At 71.9% G+C, this 15,105-nt stretch carries 17 protein-coding genes; 13 read left to right on the forward strand and 4 right to left on the reverse strand.

All coding sequences use genetic code 11. The features are described from left to right. The first annotated feature begins 28 nt into the window (after window positions 1-28). Complete coding sequence (locus BUE43_RS06470) at window positions 29-265, forward strand: FitA-like ribbon-helix-helix domain-containing protein (RefSeq protein ID WP_073480483.1); 237 nt, start codon at window positions 29-31, stop codon at window positions 263-265. Continuing rightward, the gene (locus BUE43_RS06475; RefSeq protein ID WP_073480484.1) at window positions 262-669 is read left to right on the forward strand and encodes a type II toxin-antitoxin system VapC family toxin; all 408 of its coding nucleotides are present in this window, start codon (window positions 262-264) and stop codon (window positions 667-669) included. The genes BUE43_RS06470 and BUE43_RS06475 overlap by 4 nt, the downstream gene beginning before the upstream one ends. 67 nt (window positions 670-736) lie before the next feature. Here BUE43_RS06475 and BUE43_RS06480 read toward each other — a convergent pair whose 3' ends face one another. Further along, window positions 737-1,453, reverse strand: a complete 717-nt coding sequence (locus tag BUE43_RS06480) for an RICIN domain-containing protein (protein ID WP_143173994.1) — start codon at window positions 1,451-1,453, stop codon at window positions 737-739. Between the two features lie 364 nt (window positions 1,454-1,817). Here BUE43_RS06480 and BUE43_RS06490 point away from each other — a divergent pair, with 364 nt between their 5' ends. The 9 genes from BUE43_RS06490 (at window position 1,818) to BUE43_RS06530 (ending at window position 10,981) form a co-directional block, all read left to right on the forward strand. Beyond that, window positions 1,818-2,591 carry an IclR family transcriptional regulator gene (locus BUE43_RS06490; RefSeq protein ID WP_073480487.1) on the forward strand — a complete coding sequence of 258 codons (774 nt, stop codon included), beginning with the start codon at window positions 1,818-1,820 and terminating at the stop codon, window positions 2,589-2,591. Window positions 2,592-2,864: 273 nt separating this feature from the next. Beyond that, window positions 2,865-3,578 carry an MIP/aquaporin family protein gene (locus tag BUE43_RS06495; protein ID WP_073480488.1) on the forward strand — a complete coding sequence of 238 codons (714 nt, stop codon included), beginning with the start codon at window positions 2,865-2,867 and terminating at the stop codon, window positions 3,576-3,578. Between the two features lie 47 nt (window positions 3,579-3,625). Then, complete coding sequence (gene glpK, locus BUE43_RS06500) at window positions 3,626-5,131, forward strand: glycerol kinase GlpK (RefSeq protein WP_073480489.1); 1,506 nt, start codon at window positions 3,626-3,628, stop codon at window positions 5,129-5,131. A gap of 130 nt (window positions 5,132-5,261) precedes the next feature. Further along, window positions 5,262-6,827 carry a glycerol-3-phosphate dehydrogenase/oxidase gene (locus tag BUE43_RS06505; protein ID WP_073480490.1) on the forward strand — a complete coding sequence of 522 codons (1,566 nt, stop codon included), beginning with the start codon at window positions 5,262-5,264 and terminating at the stop codon, window positions 6,825-6,827. Between the two features lie 283 nt (window positions 6,828-7,110). Then, complete coding sequence (gene gap, locus BUE43_RS06510) at window positions 7,111-8,115, forward strand: type I glyceraldehyde-3-phosphate dehydrogenase (protein ID WP_073480491.1); 1,005 nt, start codon at window positions 7,111-7,113, stop codon at window positions 8,113-8,115. Window positions 8,116-8,123: 8 nt separating this feature from the next. Continuing rightward, window positions 8,124-9,341 carry a phosphoglycerate kinase gene (locus tag BUE43_RS06515; RefSeq protein WP_073480492.1) on the forward strand — a complete coding sequence of 406 codons (1,218 nt, stop codon included), beginning with the start codon at window positions 8,124-8,126 and terminating at the stop codon, window positions 9,339-9,341. 2 nt (window positions 9,342-9,343) lie between these two features. Further along, a complete protein-coding gene (gene tpiA / locus BUE43_RS06520; RefSeq protein ID WP_073480493.1) occupies window positions 9,344-10,132 on the forward strand; it encodes a triose-phosphate isomerase in 789 nt (262 codons plus the stop codon). A gap of 216 nt (window positions 10,133-10,348) precedes the next feature. Then, window positions 10,349-10,582 (forward strand): preprotein translocase subunit SecG, encoded by a 234-nt coding sequence (gene secG / locus BUE43_RS06525; RefSeq protein WP_073480494.1) that lies wholly within the window; start codon window positions 10,349-10,351, stop codon window positions 10,580-10,582. A gap of 57 nt (window positions 10,583-10,639) precedes the next feature. Next, entirely contained in the window at window positions 10,640-10,981 is a 342-nt protein-coding gene (locus BUE43_RS06530; RefSeq protein WP_073480495.1) for an RNA polymerase-binding protein RbpA, read from the forward strand. A gap of 158 nt (window positions 10,982-11,139) precedes the next feature. Here the strand turns inward: BUE43_RS06530 and BUE43_RS06535 are convergent, their stop codons facing one another. Next, window positions 11,140-12,291: a sensor histidine kinase gene (locus BUE43_RS06535; protein WP_073480496.1), complete on the reverse strand. Its 1,152-nt coding sequence runs from the start codon at window positions 12,289-12,291 to the stop codon at window positions 11,140-11,142. Window positions 12,292-12,720: 429 nt separating this feature from the next. On the opposite strand from BUE43_RS06535, the gene BUE43_RS06540 reads away from it, so the two are divergent. Both BUE43_RS06540 and BUE43_RS06545 read left to right on the forward strand, forming a co-directional pair. Continuing rightward, window positions 12,721-13,413, forward strand: a complete 693-nt coding sequence (locus tag BUE43_RS06540; RefSeq protein ID WP_073480497.1) for a hypothetical protein — start codon at window positions 12,721-12,723, stop codon at window positions 13,411-13,413. A 139-nt stretch (window positions 13,414-13,552) separates the two neighbouring features. After that, on the forward strand, window positions 13,553-13,792 hold the full coding sequence (locus BUE43_RS06545) for a hypothetical protein (RefSeq protein WP_159447700.1): 240 nt from the start codon (window positions 13,553-13,555) through the stop codon (window positions 13,790-13,792). 38 nt (window positions 13,793-13,830) lie between these two features. Here the strand turns inward: BUE43_RS06545 and BUE43_RS06550 are convergent, their stop codons facing one another. Continuing rightward, window positions 13,831-14,220, reverse strand: a complete 390-nt coding sequence (locus tag BUE43_RS06550) for a hypothetical protein (RefSeq protein ID WP_073480499.1) — start codon at window positions 14,218-14,220, stop codon at window positions 13,831-13,833. 732 nt (window positions 14,221-14,952) lie between these two features. Beyond that, window positions 14,953-15,078 (reverse strand): type II toxin-antitoxin system VapB family antitoxin, encoded by a 126-nt coding sequence (locus tag BUE43_RS34610; protein ID WP_200797426.1) that lies wholly within the window; start codon window positions 15,076-15,078, stop codon window positions 14,953-14,955. Window positions 15,079-15,105: the final 27 nt, after the last annotated feature.

The following is a 15,105-nucleotide window of genomic DNA, read 5'->3' on the forward strand; positions in this document are numbered from 1 at the left end:
AGTAGCGCTACAGCGCTACTCTCGCGCTATGGCGACTATCCAGATCAGAGATGTTCCCGAAGAGGCGTACGAGGTGATCAGGCAGCGGGCCCGCGCGGCCGGCCAGTCGATCCAGTCCTACATGCGGGAGCAGGTGATCGAGATGGCGCGCCAGCGGACCAAGCAGGAAGTGCTCGCCGAGATCGAGGCCGCGCTCGCCGAGGAGCGCCCGCGTAACGTGACGGCGGAGAGTCTCGCGGCGCACGTCGCGGCGGAGCGTCGGTGAACGAGTTCGTCATTGATGCTTCGGCATATCTTTTCGCCGCGCTGAATGACAAGGATGAGGCGGCGGCTGAGCTCCGATTGAGGATCGGCAAGGCGAGGTGCCATGCGCCGCACCACCTGGACGCCGAGGTGGGAAACGTTCTCCGTCGTCTCGAACTGGCCGGAGACGTGAGTCCGGAGCTCGCGACGATGACCCTGCGAACGTTGCCACATCTTGTTGAGCAGAGGTATCCCCATACAGGCCCCTTGGCGAACGCCGCCTGGCAGCTGCGCGGCGCCGTCACTTTCTACGACGCGCTCTACGTGGCACTGGCTGCGGCTTTGAATCTTCCCCTCGTGACAAGCGACGCGAGGTTGAGCAGAGCGCCGGGTCTTCCCTGTCACCTGGAGCTGTTTGGGCGTTGATCACGACCGGGCGGCCTGGTTCGTGGCGTGGGAGCGCACGAACCAGACCGCCGCGGGACTGCTCTTTCTACTGCTCGTCAGTCCTGGGGAGACCGACGAACATCCAGCGGTTCTGCGACTTGGTGGTGTCGACCGAGTCGCAGGGGACCTGGACCAGGTTCTCCGCCGGCCCGACCCGCCCGCCGGAGGGGACCACGCACTTGAAGGTCGTGTTCCCCGAGCGGTCGCGGTGCACGACCTTGAGGACGACGCTGCTGTCCTCGTCGTGCTTGTCGAAGAGGGCGAAGGTCGTGCCGTCCCGGGTTCCGGCGCAGGGCACCTGGGTCAGGGCGCCGTTGTCCACGTTGTTGCGCCGGGGCACGCCGTAGCAGAGGGAGCGGTCGGGGGAGTGCCGGGGCTTGAGGTAGAGCGCGCGCCGCTCCTCGGGGTCGACGCAGATGTCCAGGAGCTGGTGGTCGCTCCGGACGAAGTGGTTGAGGCCGACCGGGGCCCCCGGCTCCGGCGAGCCGTCGCGGACCTCGGTCGCCAGCAGGTGCGGGTCCCCGGTCTCGGGGTGCTTCACCGCCTTGTTGTTGACCAGGAAGTCGACCTTGGGGTGACAGTCGGCTGCGGCCCGGTCGCCGCCGTCGACGAGTGTGGTGCTGCCGGTCCACACGTCCGGGCCGGACGCCGTGGACGCCGCGCTGGCGCCGGCCGTGGGGGTGGTCGGGAAGAGAAGCGCGGCCACGCCCATCAGGAACGCGAACCCGAGTCCTGCCCTGCGGGGCGGAAACATCCTGCGCACGGTGCTCCTGTCGTTGGTGTTGGTGTCCGTGTCGCCGCACCGACGGCGTTCGGCGGCCCGGCCGCGCGAAGTCGGGGTGTCCGGGTGGCTCCGTGCCGGCCGCACGTCGCGCGGTGCGGTCCTGGTTCCGGGGCTCATGGCGACGCCGGCCGCGGAACCGCCGACATCATGGCGACGCCGGGCGGCTCCGGCGGCGCTGACGACGCGGGTCGGCGCCGAGGTCCAACCGGACGTGTGACCGGCGCCCGGACGGGACACCGGCGGGACCGCGTGCCGGGGTCCGCCGGTGCCAGCGCGGCGGGCACGCTGTCGCCAGCCCCCGCACCCGTTCGACAATGTCGAACGCGGTTGTACAGTGATCCGCATGCCGGGGCCTATTCAGTCCATCGAGCGGGCGGCAGCGATCCTGCGTCTGCTGTCGGGCGGCGCGCGCAAGATGGGCGTCGCCGAGCTCGCCACCGCGCTGGGCCTGCCCAAGGGCACGGTGCACGGCATCCTGCGGACGTTGCAGCACGTGGGCTTCGTGGAACAGAGCCCGGACACCGGCAAGTACCAGCTCGGCGCGGCGCTGTTCCACATCGGCAGCAGCTACCTGGACGTCAACGAGCTGCGCACGCGCGCGTTGAACTGGTCGGACTCCCTGGCGGCGCGCAGCAAGGAGAGCGTGCGGATCGGCACCCTGCACGAGGGGCAGGTGCTGGTCGTGCACCACGTGTTCCGGCCGGACAACAGCAGCCAGGTGCTGGAGGTCGGCGCGTTGCTGCCGGCGCACGCGAGCGCGCTGGGCAAGGTGCTGCTGGCCAACGACCCGGTCGACCAGCTCGACCCGGCCCGCCTGACCGGGTTCACGCCGGCCACCTGCACCGACCCCGACCGGCTCCGGGCGGTGCTGGCCGAGGTCAGGAGCCGGGGCTGGGCCAGCGACGTCGAGGAGATGGTCGAGGGCGAGGTCTCGGTCGCCGCGCCGATCCGGGACCGCAGGGGCGTGACGGTGGGCGCGATCGGGATCTCCGGGCCGATCGAGCGGCTGTGCGGGCTGGCCGGGGAGGACGCCGGGACGCCCCGGGCCGAGCTGGTGTCCTACGTGCGCGAGGCGGCCAGGGCGATATCGCGTGACCTGGGGGCCATCCCCTGGTGAGCCCACGAGGGCTCGACGCGGTGTGCCGACGCTGGCGGACCGCGTACTCCGCCGTGCCCTCGGCGCGGGTCGGGCGCTGGTCGGGCTCCGGACCGGTTCGGCCGTTGATCGAGGTAACTGACCGGTAACCGGGTCTTGACTTCCGCGTTCGGGTGAGCAAAGAATCTGCGCCAACCGGCGTACGACATTGTCGAACGGCATTCGGACCCCCCGTACGCCGACTCCCGTCAACGATGCCGGGCAGGTTCCGGCCCTTCCCAACAAGGGATGCCCATGACCGACAAGTCGATCTTCTTGGGGGAGTTCCTCGGCACGGCGCTGTTGCTGCTGCTCGGCAACGGCGTCTGCGCCGCCGTCACGCTCACCAAGTCCAAGGCGAAGGGCGCCGGCTGGCCGGTGGTCACCTTCGGCTGGGGCTTCGCCGTTCTCGCCGCCGCGTACGCGACGCAGTCGCTGTCCGGCGCGCACCTCAACCCCGCCGTCACCATCGGCATCGCCACCAGGACCGGTGAGTGGGGCAAGGTCCCGCTCTACCTGGCCGCGCAGTTCCTCGGCGCCTTCGTCGGCGCCGTCCTGTGCTGGCTGGCCTACCTGGGGCAGTTCCGGGCGCACAACAAGGACGACGTGCTCGGGATCTTCGCCACCGGCCCGGAGGTGCGTCACCCGGTCCAGAACCTGGTCACCGAGTTCCTCGCGACGTTCGTGCTGGTCTTCGTGATCCTGGGCAGCGGCCAGACCGAGGGGCTGAAGCTGTCCGGCACCGGCACGCTGATCGTGGCGCTGCTGGTCGTGGGCATCGGCATGTCGCTGGGCGGCCCGACCGGCTACGCCATCAACCCGGCCCGCGACCTGGGACCGCGCGTCGCGCACGCGGTGCTGCCGATCCCCGGCAAGGGTGGTTCCGACTGGGGCTACGCCTGGGTTCCGGTGGTGGGGCCGCTGCTCGGCGCCGCGGCCGCCGGCCTGCTCGCCTCAGCTGCCTTCTGACCCCGCCGCCTCCTGACCCCATGACGACGAACACGAGGGACGCCGCCGTGAGCCACCGCTACATCGCCGCCATCGACCAGGGGACGACCTCCTCCCGGTGCATCGTCTTCGACGAGGCCGGCAGCATCGTCTCGGTCGCCCAGAAGGAGCACCGCCAGATCTTCCCGAAGCCGGGCTGGGTCGAGCACGACGCCCAGGAGATCTGGGCCAACGTGCTCGACGTCGTGCACGGTGCGCTCCAGAAGATGTCGATCACCGTGCACGACCTCGCCGCGGTGGGCATCACCAACCAGCGCGAGACCACGGTGCTGTGGGACGCCACGACCGGCGAGCCGGTGCACAACGCGATCGTCTGGCAGGACACCCGCACCGACCAGCTGGTCCGCGAGCTGGCCGCCGACGGCGGGCAGGACCGGTTCCGGGCGAGGTGCGGGCTGCCGCTGGCCACCTACTTCGCCGGCCCGAAGATCCGCTGGCTGCTGGACAACGTGCCCGGCGCGCGCGAGCGGGCCGAGCGCGGCGAGGTCCTGTTCGGCACGATGGACACCTGGCTGATCTGGAAGCTGACCGGCCGGCACGTCACCGACGTGACCAACGCCAGCCGGACCATGCTGATGGACCTGGCCACCCTGGACTGGGACGACGAGCTGCTCGCCGCGATGGGCGTGCCGCGCGCCATGCTCCCGGAGATCCGCTCCTCCGCCGAGGTCTACGGGCACGCGACCGGCACCCTGGAGGGCCTGCCGGTGGCCTCGGCGCTCGGCGACCAGCAGGCCGCGCTGTTCGGCCAGACCTGCTACGCGCCCGGCGAGGGCAAGTGCACCTACGGCACGGGCAGCTTCCTGCTGCTCAACACCGGCGAGCAGCCCGTCCAGTCGGCCAACGGCCTGCTCACCACGGTCGGGTACAAGATCGGCGACCAGCCGGCCACCTACGCGCTGGAGGGCGCGATCGCGGTGACCGGGTCGCTGGTGCAGTGGTTCCGCGACAACATGGGCCTGATCGCCAGCGCCCCGGAGATCGAGACGCTGGCCCGCACCGTCGACGACAACGGCGGCTGCTACTTCGTGCCGGCCTTCGCCGGCCTGTTCGCCCCGCACTGGCGGGGCGACGCCCGCGGCGTGATCGCCGGCCTGACCGGCTACATCACCAAGGGCCACCTGGCCAGGGCGGTGCTGGAGGCCACCGCGTGGCAGACGCGCGAGGTCGTCGACGCGATGAACGCCGACTCCGGCGTCGAGCTGACCACCCTCAAGGTCGACGGCGGCATGACCGCCAACAACCTGCTGATGCAGTTCCTGTCCGACGTCCTCGACGTGCCCGTGGTGCGGCCGATCATCGCCGAGACCACCTGCCTGGGCGCCGCCTACGCGGCGGGTCTGGCGGTGGGCTTCTGGCCCAGCACCGACGCGTTGCGGGAGAACTGGCACCGCGCCGCCGAGTGGCTGCCCGCGACGGGCGACGCCGCCGACGCGCTCCGGGACAAGGGCTACCGCAAGTGGAAGAAGGCGGTCCAGCGCACGATGGACTGGATCGACGAGGACGACGAGTGAGACGGGGGCCGGGCCGGTGATGACACCGGTCCGGCCCCACCCATGTGGGCTGTCCGCAGACGGGTTCTCCGGCTGCGGGCGGCGACGGGGTGCGGGTGTCCCGCACAAACACTGGAAGGAGAGTTCCCCGATGTCCGAGTCGGTGGCCGAGCAGCGCGCACTGACCAGGGAGAAGTTGGGCCGCGGCACGTTCGACGTGGCCGTGGTCGGCGGTGGCATCCTGGGCATCGCCACGGCGTGGGCCGCGGCGCGGGCCGGGTTGCGGGTGGCCCTGCTGGAGCGGGGTGACTTCGCCGGAGCGACCTCCAGCGCCTCGTCCAAGCTGGTGCACGGCGGCCTGCGCTACCTCGCGATGGGCGACGTGCGCCTGGTGCACGAGAACCACGTCGAGCGCCGCGCGCTCGGCGACAAGCTCGCGCCGCACCTGGTCCGGCCGCTGCCGTTCCTGGTGCCGGTGTTCGAGGACGGCCCGCACTCCCGGCTCAAGCTGGGCGCGGGCGTCCTGCTCTACAGCGCCCTGTCCGGGTTCGGCGACGGCACCGGCAAGGTCGTCTCGCCGGCGCGGGCCAGGGAGCTCGCGCCCGGCCTGAAGCTGGCCGGCCTGCGCGGCTGCGCCCTCTACTACGACCACCAGATGAACGACAGCCGCGTCGCGGTCATGTCCGCGCGCGCGGCCGTCGAGTCGGGCGCGGTGCTGCTCAACCACGCCGAGGTCACGGGCCTGCGCGAGGTCGGCGGCAGGGTCGCCGGCGTCGAGCTGCGCGACCGGGTCGACGGAACCGAGTTCGGCGTGGACGCCAGGGTCGTGGTGAACGCGACCGGCCCCTGGCTGGACCACCTGCGGCGGATGGAGAACCCGAAGGCCGCGCCCAGCGTCCGGCTGTCCAAGGGCGCGCACCTGGTGCTGCGCACGGAGCGGCCGTGGCGCGCCGCCGTCACCACGCCGATCGACGACGTCCGGGTGAACTTCGCGATCCCGTGGGAGGGCCAGCTGCTGCTGGGCACCACCGACGAGGCGTACGAGGGCGACCCGGCCGAGGTGCGCTGCACCGACGCCGACGTCGACCAGATCCTGGGCGAGGCGGCGCTGGGCATCGAGGCCGACGCGCTGGACCGGGACCGGATCGCGTACGCGTTCGCCGGTCTGCGGGTGCTGCCCGGCGGCCCCGGGGAGACCAAGAACGCCAAGCGGGAGACCGTCATCACCGTCGGCTCCGGCGGGATGCTGAGCGTGGCCGGCGGCAAGTGGACCACCTTCCGCAAGATCGGCGGCACGGTGCTGGCCAGGGTGGCGGCCCAACTGGGCATGCCGGGCCTGGAGAAGGCGCTGGACCGGGCGGCCGCCCCGCTGCCGGGCGCCGCCCAGCCGGACAGCGTCAGCCGGGTGCTGCTGGCCGCCGCGCCGGAGCTGCCCGACGACGTGGCCGCGCACCTGGCCACCCACTACGGGACGCACAGCCACGAGGTGGTCGCGCTGGCCGCCGCCGAGCCGGCGCTGCTGGAGCGGGTCCACCCGGACGGCCCGGACATCTGGGCGCAGGTGGTGCACGCCATCGGGCAGGAGTGGGCCTGCGACGTGGAGGACGTGCTGCGCCGCCGCACCACGGTGTCGGTGCGCGGGCTGGACACCCCGGAGGTGCGGGCGCGGGTCGCCGAGCTGCTCGCGGCCAACGGGGCCGGCGCGGCGGTCGCGTGATGTCACGCTGATCACGCTGGGCAACTTCCGCCGTCGGGGTGGGGCCGCGCGACCCGGCGCGGCCCCATCGCGGCGGCGGAATGCTTTCAGGCGACGGACGCAGGGCGGCTTTCCCGTATTTGGTTCAGACCAATTGGGGGCTAGCGCGGACTCCGCCCAACTGGTTCGATCCAGAACGGCGGCAGCCCATGTGACCAGCGACTCCGTTCGGCCGCTAGGGTGGCCGGTGAGGACAAAACCCCGCCCGGTTTCCGGCCGGGTCGAGCCATAGGGAGAAAGAACCGTGACGGTTCGCGTAGGTGTCAACGGCTTCGGCCGCATCGGACGCAACTTCTGGCGTGCTGTCCAGGCCAGCTCCCACGACATCGAGATCGTGGCCTTCAACGACCTGGGCGACGTCGCGACCATGGCGCACCTGCTCAAGTACGACAGCATCCTGGGCAGGCTCGACGCCGACGTGCGGGCCACCGACGAGGGCATCGAGGTCGACGGCAAGACCATCAGGGCCCTCGCCGAGCGCGACCCGGGCAAGCTGCCGTGGAAGGACCTCGGCGTCGACGTCGTGGTCGAGTCCACCGGCTTCTTCACCAACGCCGCCGACGCGCGCAAGCACGTGGACGAGGGCGGCGCCAAGAAGGTCATCATCTCCGCGCCCGCCAAGGGCGAGGACCTGACCGTCGTCCTCGGCGCCAACGAGGACAAGTACGACGGCTCGCAGACGGTGATCTCGAACGCCTCCTGCACCACCAACTGCCTGGCCCCGCTGGCCAAGGTGCTGCACGACGCGTTCACCGTCGAGCGCGGTCTGATGACCACCATCCACGCCTACACGCAGGACCAGAACCTGCAGGACGGCCCGCACAAGGACCTGCGCCGGGCCCGCGCCGCCGCCCTGAACATCGTGCCGACCAGCACCGGCGCGGCCAAGGCCATCGGCCTGGTGCTGCCGGAGCTCAACGGCAAGCTCGACGGCTACGCGCTGCGCGTGCCGGTGCCGACCGGCTCCACCACCGACCTGACCGTCACGCTGTCCCGCGAGGTCAGCCTGGACGAGGTCAACGCCGCGTACCGGACCGCGGCCGAGGGCGCGCTCAAGGGCATCCTGCGCTACTCGGACGAGCCGATCGTCTCCACCGACATCGTCACCGACCCGGCGTCGTGCATCTACGACGCGCCGCTGACCAAGGTCATCGGCAACCAGGTCAAGGTCGTCGGCTGGTACGACAACGAGTGGGGCTACTCCAACCGGCTGGCCGACCTGGTCGCCCTGGTCGCCTCGAAGCTCTGAGGTCGCCGGTGAGGACGCTCGACGACCTGCTGTCCGAGGGCGTTCGGGGTCGGCGCGTGCTCGTGCGCGCCGACCTCAACGTGCCGCTGGACGGCGAGAGGATCACCGACGACGGTCGGGTCAGGGCGTCGCTGCCCACCATCCGGGCGCTGGCCGATGCCGGCGCCCGGGTGGTGGTGACGGCGCACCTGGGCCGGCCCAAGGGCGAGCCGAAGTCCGAGTTCTCCCTGGCCCCGGTCGCCCGGCGGCTCGGTGAGCTGCTCGGCGCCGAGGTGGCCTTCGCCACCGACCTGGTCGGCCCGTCCGCGAAGTCCACTGTGGACGGTCTGGCCGACGGCGGCGTCGCGCTGCTGGAGAACGTGCGCTTCGACGCCCGCGAGACCAGCAAGGACGACGCCGAGCGCGGCGCGCTCGCCGACGAGCTGGCCGCGCTGGTGGCGGGCGAGAACGGCGCCGCCGGCGCGTTCGTCTCCGACGGTTTCGGCGTGGTGCACCGCAAGCAGGCGTCGGTCTACGACGTGGCGAAGCGGCTGCCGCACTACGCCGGCGGCCTGGTGCTGGCCGAGGTCGACGTGCTGCGCCGGCTCACCGAGAACCCGGCCCGGCCCTACGTCGTCGTGCTCGGCGGCGCCAAGGTGTCGGACAAGCTCGGCGTGATCGCCAACCTGCTCACCAAGGTCGACCGCCTGGTGATCGGCGGTGGCATGGCCTACACCTTCCTCAAGGCCCAGGGCCACGAGGTGGGCTCCTCGCTGCTGCAGGAGGACCAGCTCGACACCGTGCGCGGGTTCCTGGCCGCCGCGGAGGAGCGGGGCGTGGAGCTGGTGCTGCCGGTCGACGTGCTGGCCACCACGGCCTTCGCCGCCGACGCCGAGCACCAGGTGGTGCCGGCCGACGCGATCCCGGCCGACCGGATGGGCCTGGACATCGGCCCGGAGAGCCAGAAGCTGTTCGCCGCCAAGGTGTCCGACGCCAGGACGGTGTTCTGGAACGGGCCGATGGGCGTGTTCGAGTTCGAGGCGTTCGCCGGCGGCACCCGCGCGGTCGCCCAGGCGCTCGTCGACGGCGACGCGTTCAGCGTCGTCGGTGGCGGCGACTCGGCCGCCGCGGTGCGCCAGCTCGGCCTGCCCGAGGACGGCTTCTCGCACATCTCCACCGGTGGTGGGGCTTCCCTGGAGTTCCTGGAGGGCAAGGAGCTCCCCGGCGTCGCGGTGTTGGAGGACTGAGCATGGCCTCGCGCAAGCCGCTGATCGCGGGCAACTGGAAGATGAACCTCAACCACTTCGAGGCCATCGCCCTGGTGCAGAAGATCGCCTTCGCCCTGCCGGCGAAGTACTTCGACAAGGTCGACGTCACGGTGTTGCCGCCGTTCACCGACATCCGCAGCGTGCAGACGCTGGTGGACGGCGACAAGCTGCTGCTGACCCACGGGGCGCAGGACATCTCGGCGCACGACTCCGGCGCGTACACCGGTGAGGTGTCCGGGCCGATGCTCGCCAAGCTGGGCTGCACCTTCGTGGTGGTCGGGCACTCCGAGCGCCGCGAGTACCACCACGAGGACGACGAGCTGGTCAACCGCAAGGTGCGGGCCGCGCTCAAGCACGGGCTCACCCCGATCCTGTGTGTGGGCGAGCGGGTCGAGGTGCGGGAGCAGGGCACCCACGTTGCGCACTGCAACGCGCAGCTGGTGGCCGCGCTCAAGGGCCTGAAGGCCGAGCAGGTCCGCCAGGTCGTGGTGGCCTACGAGCCGGTGTGGGCGATCGGCACCGGTCGGGTGGCGACGCCGGCCGACGCGCAGGAGGTGTGCGGGGCGCTGCGCGCCCAGCTCGCCGAGAAGTACGGCGCCGAGGTGGCCGACGCGGTCCGCGTGCTCTACGGCGGGTCGGTGAAGTCCGGCAACATCGCCGAGCTGGTCAAGCAGGACGACGTGGACGGCGCGTTGGTCGGCGGGGCCAGCCTCGACGGCGAGGAGTTCGCCAAGCTCTGCGCGTTGGCGGCGGGCGGCCCGCTGCCGTGATCTCCCGCTCCGGTCGGCCCCCGGCGCGCGGTCCGCGTGCCCGCCGCGGGGGCCGACCGGAGTCGGGACGCGGGGCCACTGCGGTGCGTCGTCCGCCGGGGACGCTAAGTTGGTGTCCTGGCGGAGAACCGTCAGGTTCGAAGATCCACTAGCCGTTCAGCGGTGACCATCGGCCGGGTAGTCTGTGACGTCGACCGCCTGACAGCGAGGGTTGAGATGAAGCTTTTCCTGCAGATCTGTCTGATCGCGTCCAGTGTCCTGCTGGTGCTGCTGGTGTTGCTGCACCGTGGTCGCGGCGGCGGGCTGTCCTCGCTGTTCGGCGGGGGCATGCAGTCGAGCCTGTCCGGCTCGACCGTGGTGGAGAAGAACCTGGACCGGCTGACGCTGTTCGTCGCCGCCATCTGGGTGATCTCCGCGGTGGGCGTCGGGCTGTTGCTCAAGGTCGGCTGAGCAGGCCCGCGACTTCGAACCTTGGGGCAAGACCACCTGGTGGGGGTGTGAGGGTCGATGGCTGGTGGTAACGCGATTCGCGGAACCCGGGTCGGCGCGGGCCCGATGGGCGAGTCCGAGCGCGGCGAGTCCGCGCCGCGGCGCCGAGTGTCGTACTGGTGCGCCAACGGGCACGAGGTGCGCCCGTCGTTCGCGCTCGACGCGGAGGAACCCGAGATGTGGGACTGTCCGCGTTGCGGACTGCCCGCCGGCAAGGACCAGGAGAGTCCGCCGGACCCGCCGCGCAACGAGCCGTACAAGACGCACCTGGCGTACGTGAAGGAGCGGCGCAGCGACGCCGACGGCGAGGCGATCCTGGAGGAGGCCCTGGCCAAGCTCCGCGCCCAGCGAGGTGAGTGAGACGTTCCGGGCCGGCGGCGCGCCGTCCGCCCGGTGACCGATGGCCCCGGTAGCACCGTCGTGCTGCCGGGGCCATCGGCGTTCTCGTGCCGGGCTGGTCAGTGCTGGTCGGCGTTGGTCAGTGCGCGTCGGTGCTGGTCGGTGCTGGTCGGTGACCGTCAGTGCTGGTCGGTCTCCGGGATTCGGGTGTGGGCCAACGGGAACCGCGCGAGGACCCGGAACCCGCCGTCCTCGGTCCGCTCGGCCTGGAAGTCGCCGCCCAGGAGTTCGGCGCGTTCGCGCAGCCCGACCAGGCCGTGCCCGCCGGAGGGGAACGCCGGGGCCGACGCGCTGGTCGCCGGGTTCCCGTTGCGGATCTCGACGGCCAGGTGGTCCTCGCGCACCTCGAGGAGCACCGAGGTCGGTGCTCCGGGGGCGTGCTTGCGGACGTTGGTCAACGCCTCCTGCACCGTGCGGTAGGCGGCGGTGGACAACGGCGCGGGCACGGGTTCGGGCAGGGCGCCCAGGGACAGCTCGACCGGGACGCCGCTGTGCGCCACCAGCTCCGGCAGGTCCTTCAGCCCGGGACGCGACGCGGCGTCGGCGTCCAGCGCGGTCACCCGCAGCACGCCGACCATCTGCCGCAGCTCCTCCAGCGTGCGGACGCTGAGCTGGCGGATCACCCGCGCGACCTCCCTGGCCTCGTCGTCGGGCGTGCACGTCTGCAGCGCCCCGGCCTGCATCGCGATCAGCGTGACCTGGTGCGAGACGACGTCGTGCATCTCGCGGGCGAGGCGGGCGCGCTCCTGGGCCAGCACCGCGTGGGCGTGCAGGCGCTTCTCCCGCTCGCGCCCCTCGGCCAACTCGCGGACGCGGTGCGACAGCTCGGTGCGGGTCCGCATCAGCAGGCCGAGCGCGAACGGCGCCAGCGCCTGGAGCCCGCTGTACATGAACCGCCCGAGCACGTCGTGCAGCGACAGGTTCAGGAAGGTGGGCAGCGGCCAGAGGACGAACGCCGACGCCCACACCGCCAGGCAGCCCACGACGACCTGCCAGCTGAAGGGGCGGCGCCGGCTGACGGTGTAGAGCGCGACCTCCGCGGCGACCAGCGCGTAGCCGACGAGCAGACCGGGCACGCAGAGCGCCAGCACCGTCCGGGGGAACCTGCGGCGGAACACCAGACCCAGGCACGCGACCCACGACATGACGTGGGCGTAGGGCGGGACGTTGGCCTGCGGGTCGCCGACCGCGAGCACCAGGTCGGCCGCGGCCAGCAGGATCGCGCCCGCGTCCCAGGCGTACGCGCGCCACCGACCGAGCGGCCGCAACACTCGGCGCCACCAGGGAACGCGGGGTGTGGAACGCCCACGCTGCCGGGGCACGAGCGGGGCGGAACCGGTCGGTTGGCCCGTCAACAGCTCGTGAGCGACCAGGACCGCTACCTCCTGCCACTCGATCGACGGAGGTAAAGGTACTTCGTCCGGGTGGTTAACCGCGAGCGTAGCGGCGCACGGTCACCGCCACGGTCGGCCAATCGCCCATCGGTTGGGACAACCCCCGAAAGTTCTGTTCGCGTGCGGGAAGCGTTGTGCCGTTCGCCGGTCCGCCGTCGCCGGCGGCTGCCATGATCAACTTTGCGGCGCGCTCGCCGGCGGCCGCGCGGTGGGGCGACCGCCGGGTCGACGCGAACCCCGGGCGTGCCCGGGGGCAGGGCTGGAAGACTGGACTGTCGTCGTCGGTGGAGGGGAGAAGGGTGCGGCGTGGCCGACCACAGTGAGATCAACAGGTGCCTGCGGCCGGGCGAGCGGGTGGTGTGGTTCCTGCGGCTCCCGCTGCACCGGCCCCGGTTCCAGGTGACCGGGCTGGCCAGGGACGGCCGCCAGAACAACGCCGTCGGCTTCGTCCAGGGCGTCGGCAAGACCGCGTTCCGCACCGCCAAGGCGGCCGCGTGGGTCGCGGCGGCGGCCATGGCGGACGGCGCCTCCGGCGACAGCACCGCGCCCGACCCCAACGGCGAGGTCCACGGGGACCGGCCGGACTGCCTGGCCGCCGAGTTCGCCAAGGCCGCCACCGGTCGCGCCACCGTCGTGCGCACCGACCAACGCCTCCTCGTGGTCGCCGACCGGACCGGCATCGTCGGCACGGCGCGGGAGCTCGGTCAGGCGGGGTTGTCGGTCGGCCGGCGGGTGATGAGCCTCGGCCGCGACCTGATCTCCCGGGGCGGGGAGGCGGACCGGCCGGCGAGCGCCGTCGAGGGGAGCGCGCCCGGCGAGGGACCGGAGTGGTCGGCGCCGGTCGACGCGCTGCGCGGCGTCGAGATCGGCCCCGCGCCCCGCACCCTGGAGCGGCACCGGTTCGTCTGGCACTTCGCCGACGGCTCCCGCCTCGACCACCGGGTGACCGCCGCCGCCGTCGGGCAGTTCGCCGACCAGCCGGGGTTCTTCCGGCCCTGACCACGTGAGCCGCCCCACGAACCGCGCAAAGTCGGTGTCAGGGCGGGGGAGGACGCCAGGATCATCGGTCATGCTCGGGTGGAGCGGTGACCCGCCAGCAGCGATCGGCAGCAGGGACCGGCGCGGAAGGGACGACACGATGGACCGGATCAGCGCGTGGGCGCGCAGCGCGGACGGGGTGGTCGCCGTGCGTGTCGGCCCGGGCGGCGCGGTGTGGGACATCGAGTTCGGCCCCGGCGCCAGCTCGGTGGACCCGCACCGGCTCGCCGCGATCGTGGCCGAGCTGTCCGCCAGGGCGGCGGCCAGGGCGGCCCGCCGCGCGGCCGGCCTCCCGAACGCCCCCCACCAGGCCGAACGGCGCGCGGACCGCGAGGAGTAGGCCGCAGCCAGCCCGCCCCGCCGCCGGCCGGCGGGGCGTCACAGGTGGGGCAGCGGGTCCGGCGGCAGGCAGTCCACCCCCGCCAGCTCCGCGTCCGCCGCGCGGATCACCGGGACGTACTCCTCGTCGGTCTCCAACACCAGCCCGCCCACCGTGATCGTCGGCGTCAGCGAGGTGTCCACGGGGCCGAGCCGGGTCGCCCTGGGCAGCTCGGTCCACAGCGAGACGGGCCGGTTCCTGCGGAACCAGCTCCCGGCGAGCACCACGATCCGCCGGTCCGTGACGGCCACCAGGTAGCCCGCCATCCCGACGAGGCTGCCCAACGCGGTGCCGACCGACACGGCGGTCGCCGGGAACAGGAACCGGATCTCCTCGTCGGCGGACAGGAACGCCCGGACGCGGTCGCGGACAGCGCGGGACAGGGGCATCGTGGGCCTCCTCGGTGACAGGGCGTGGCGACGGTCGGTCCCGGTGGAGTTTCCCCGTACCGGTCCGAGAACAACAAGAACAGGTGAGGCGCTGTCGCCCATGCGTCCGAACCGTCACACCGGGTTGGCCCGCGAACCCGATCGAGGCCCGACACCACGCCCCGGACGGTCAACCCGGAGACACCACAGAAGCGCTGTCCTTCGTCCAGCTCCGGTCAGGACTCGCTACGAGCGTGGATGTCCTGCTCGGTGACATCGGCGAGCACAGCGGCGATCGTCCGATAGTCGTTGTCGCTGTGCGGGATCGTCAAACCGTGGTGTGCCGCCGTCGCGGCAACCAGAAGGTCAACCGGTCCTGGGCGCCTCGGTGCCGACTTTTCGTGGTGAGGGTGTACTGGGCCCTGTCAGCCCAGATCCAGGCGTTCTTGGGGACTGCCACCAGCTCGAACATCTCGTGAAGGAGATCCCCCATGGCGTCCCGGTCGGCGAGGTCGCGAGCTGACCGTAGGCATTCCGTGCGCGTGGGAGCGCAGATGTGGACGAGGCCCGAGGCGATGAGCTCGGACCAGGCGTCGCGGAGGACCGGATCACGCGCCAGTCGCCATACTGCCGAAATGTCGATGAGGTAGCGCGTGATTACTCGCTGTCGTCCTGTTGGCGGAGGCGCTTGGCCGCGTGGTGAGCGGCTTCGGCGGCATCGAACTGACCGGCCGCGCCGCGCCGGCCGAGATCCTAGAGTGCGGCGTTACGCCGTAGGCGGGCGACATAGTTGGCGAGGGCACCGTTAACGGTGTCCTTCTTGGTTGTGGTGCCCATCAGCCGCATGGCCTCGGCGAGCAGGTTATCGTCGATGTCGATGTTCGTCGTCGATGTTCGTCATGCTCA

The sequence above is a fragment of the Streptoalloteichus hindustanus genome (assembly GCF_900129375.1).
GTDB classification, from domain to species: Bacteria; Actinomycetota; Actinomycetes; order Mycobacteriales; family Pseudonocardiaceae; genus Streptoalloteichus; species Streptoalloteichus hindustanus.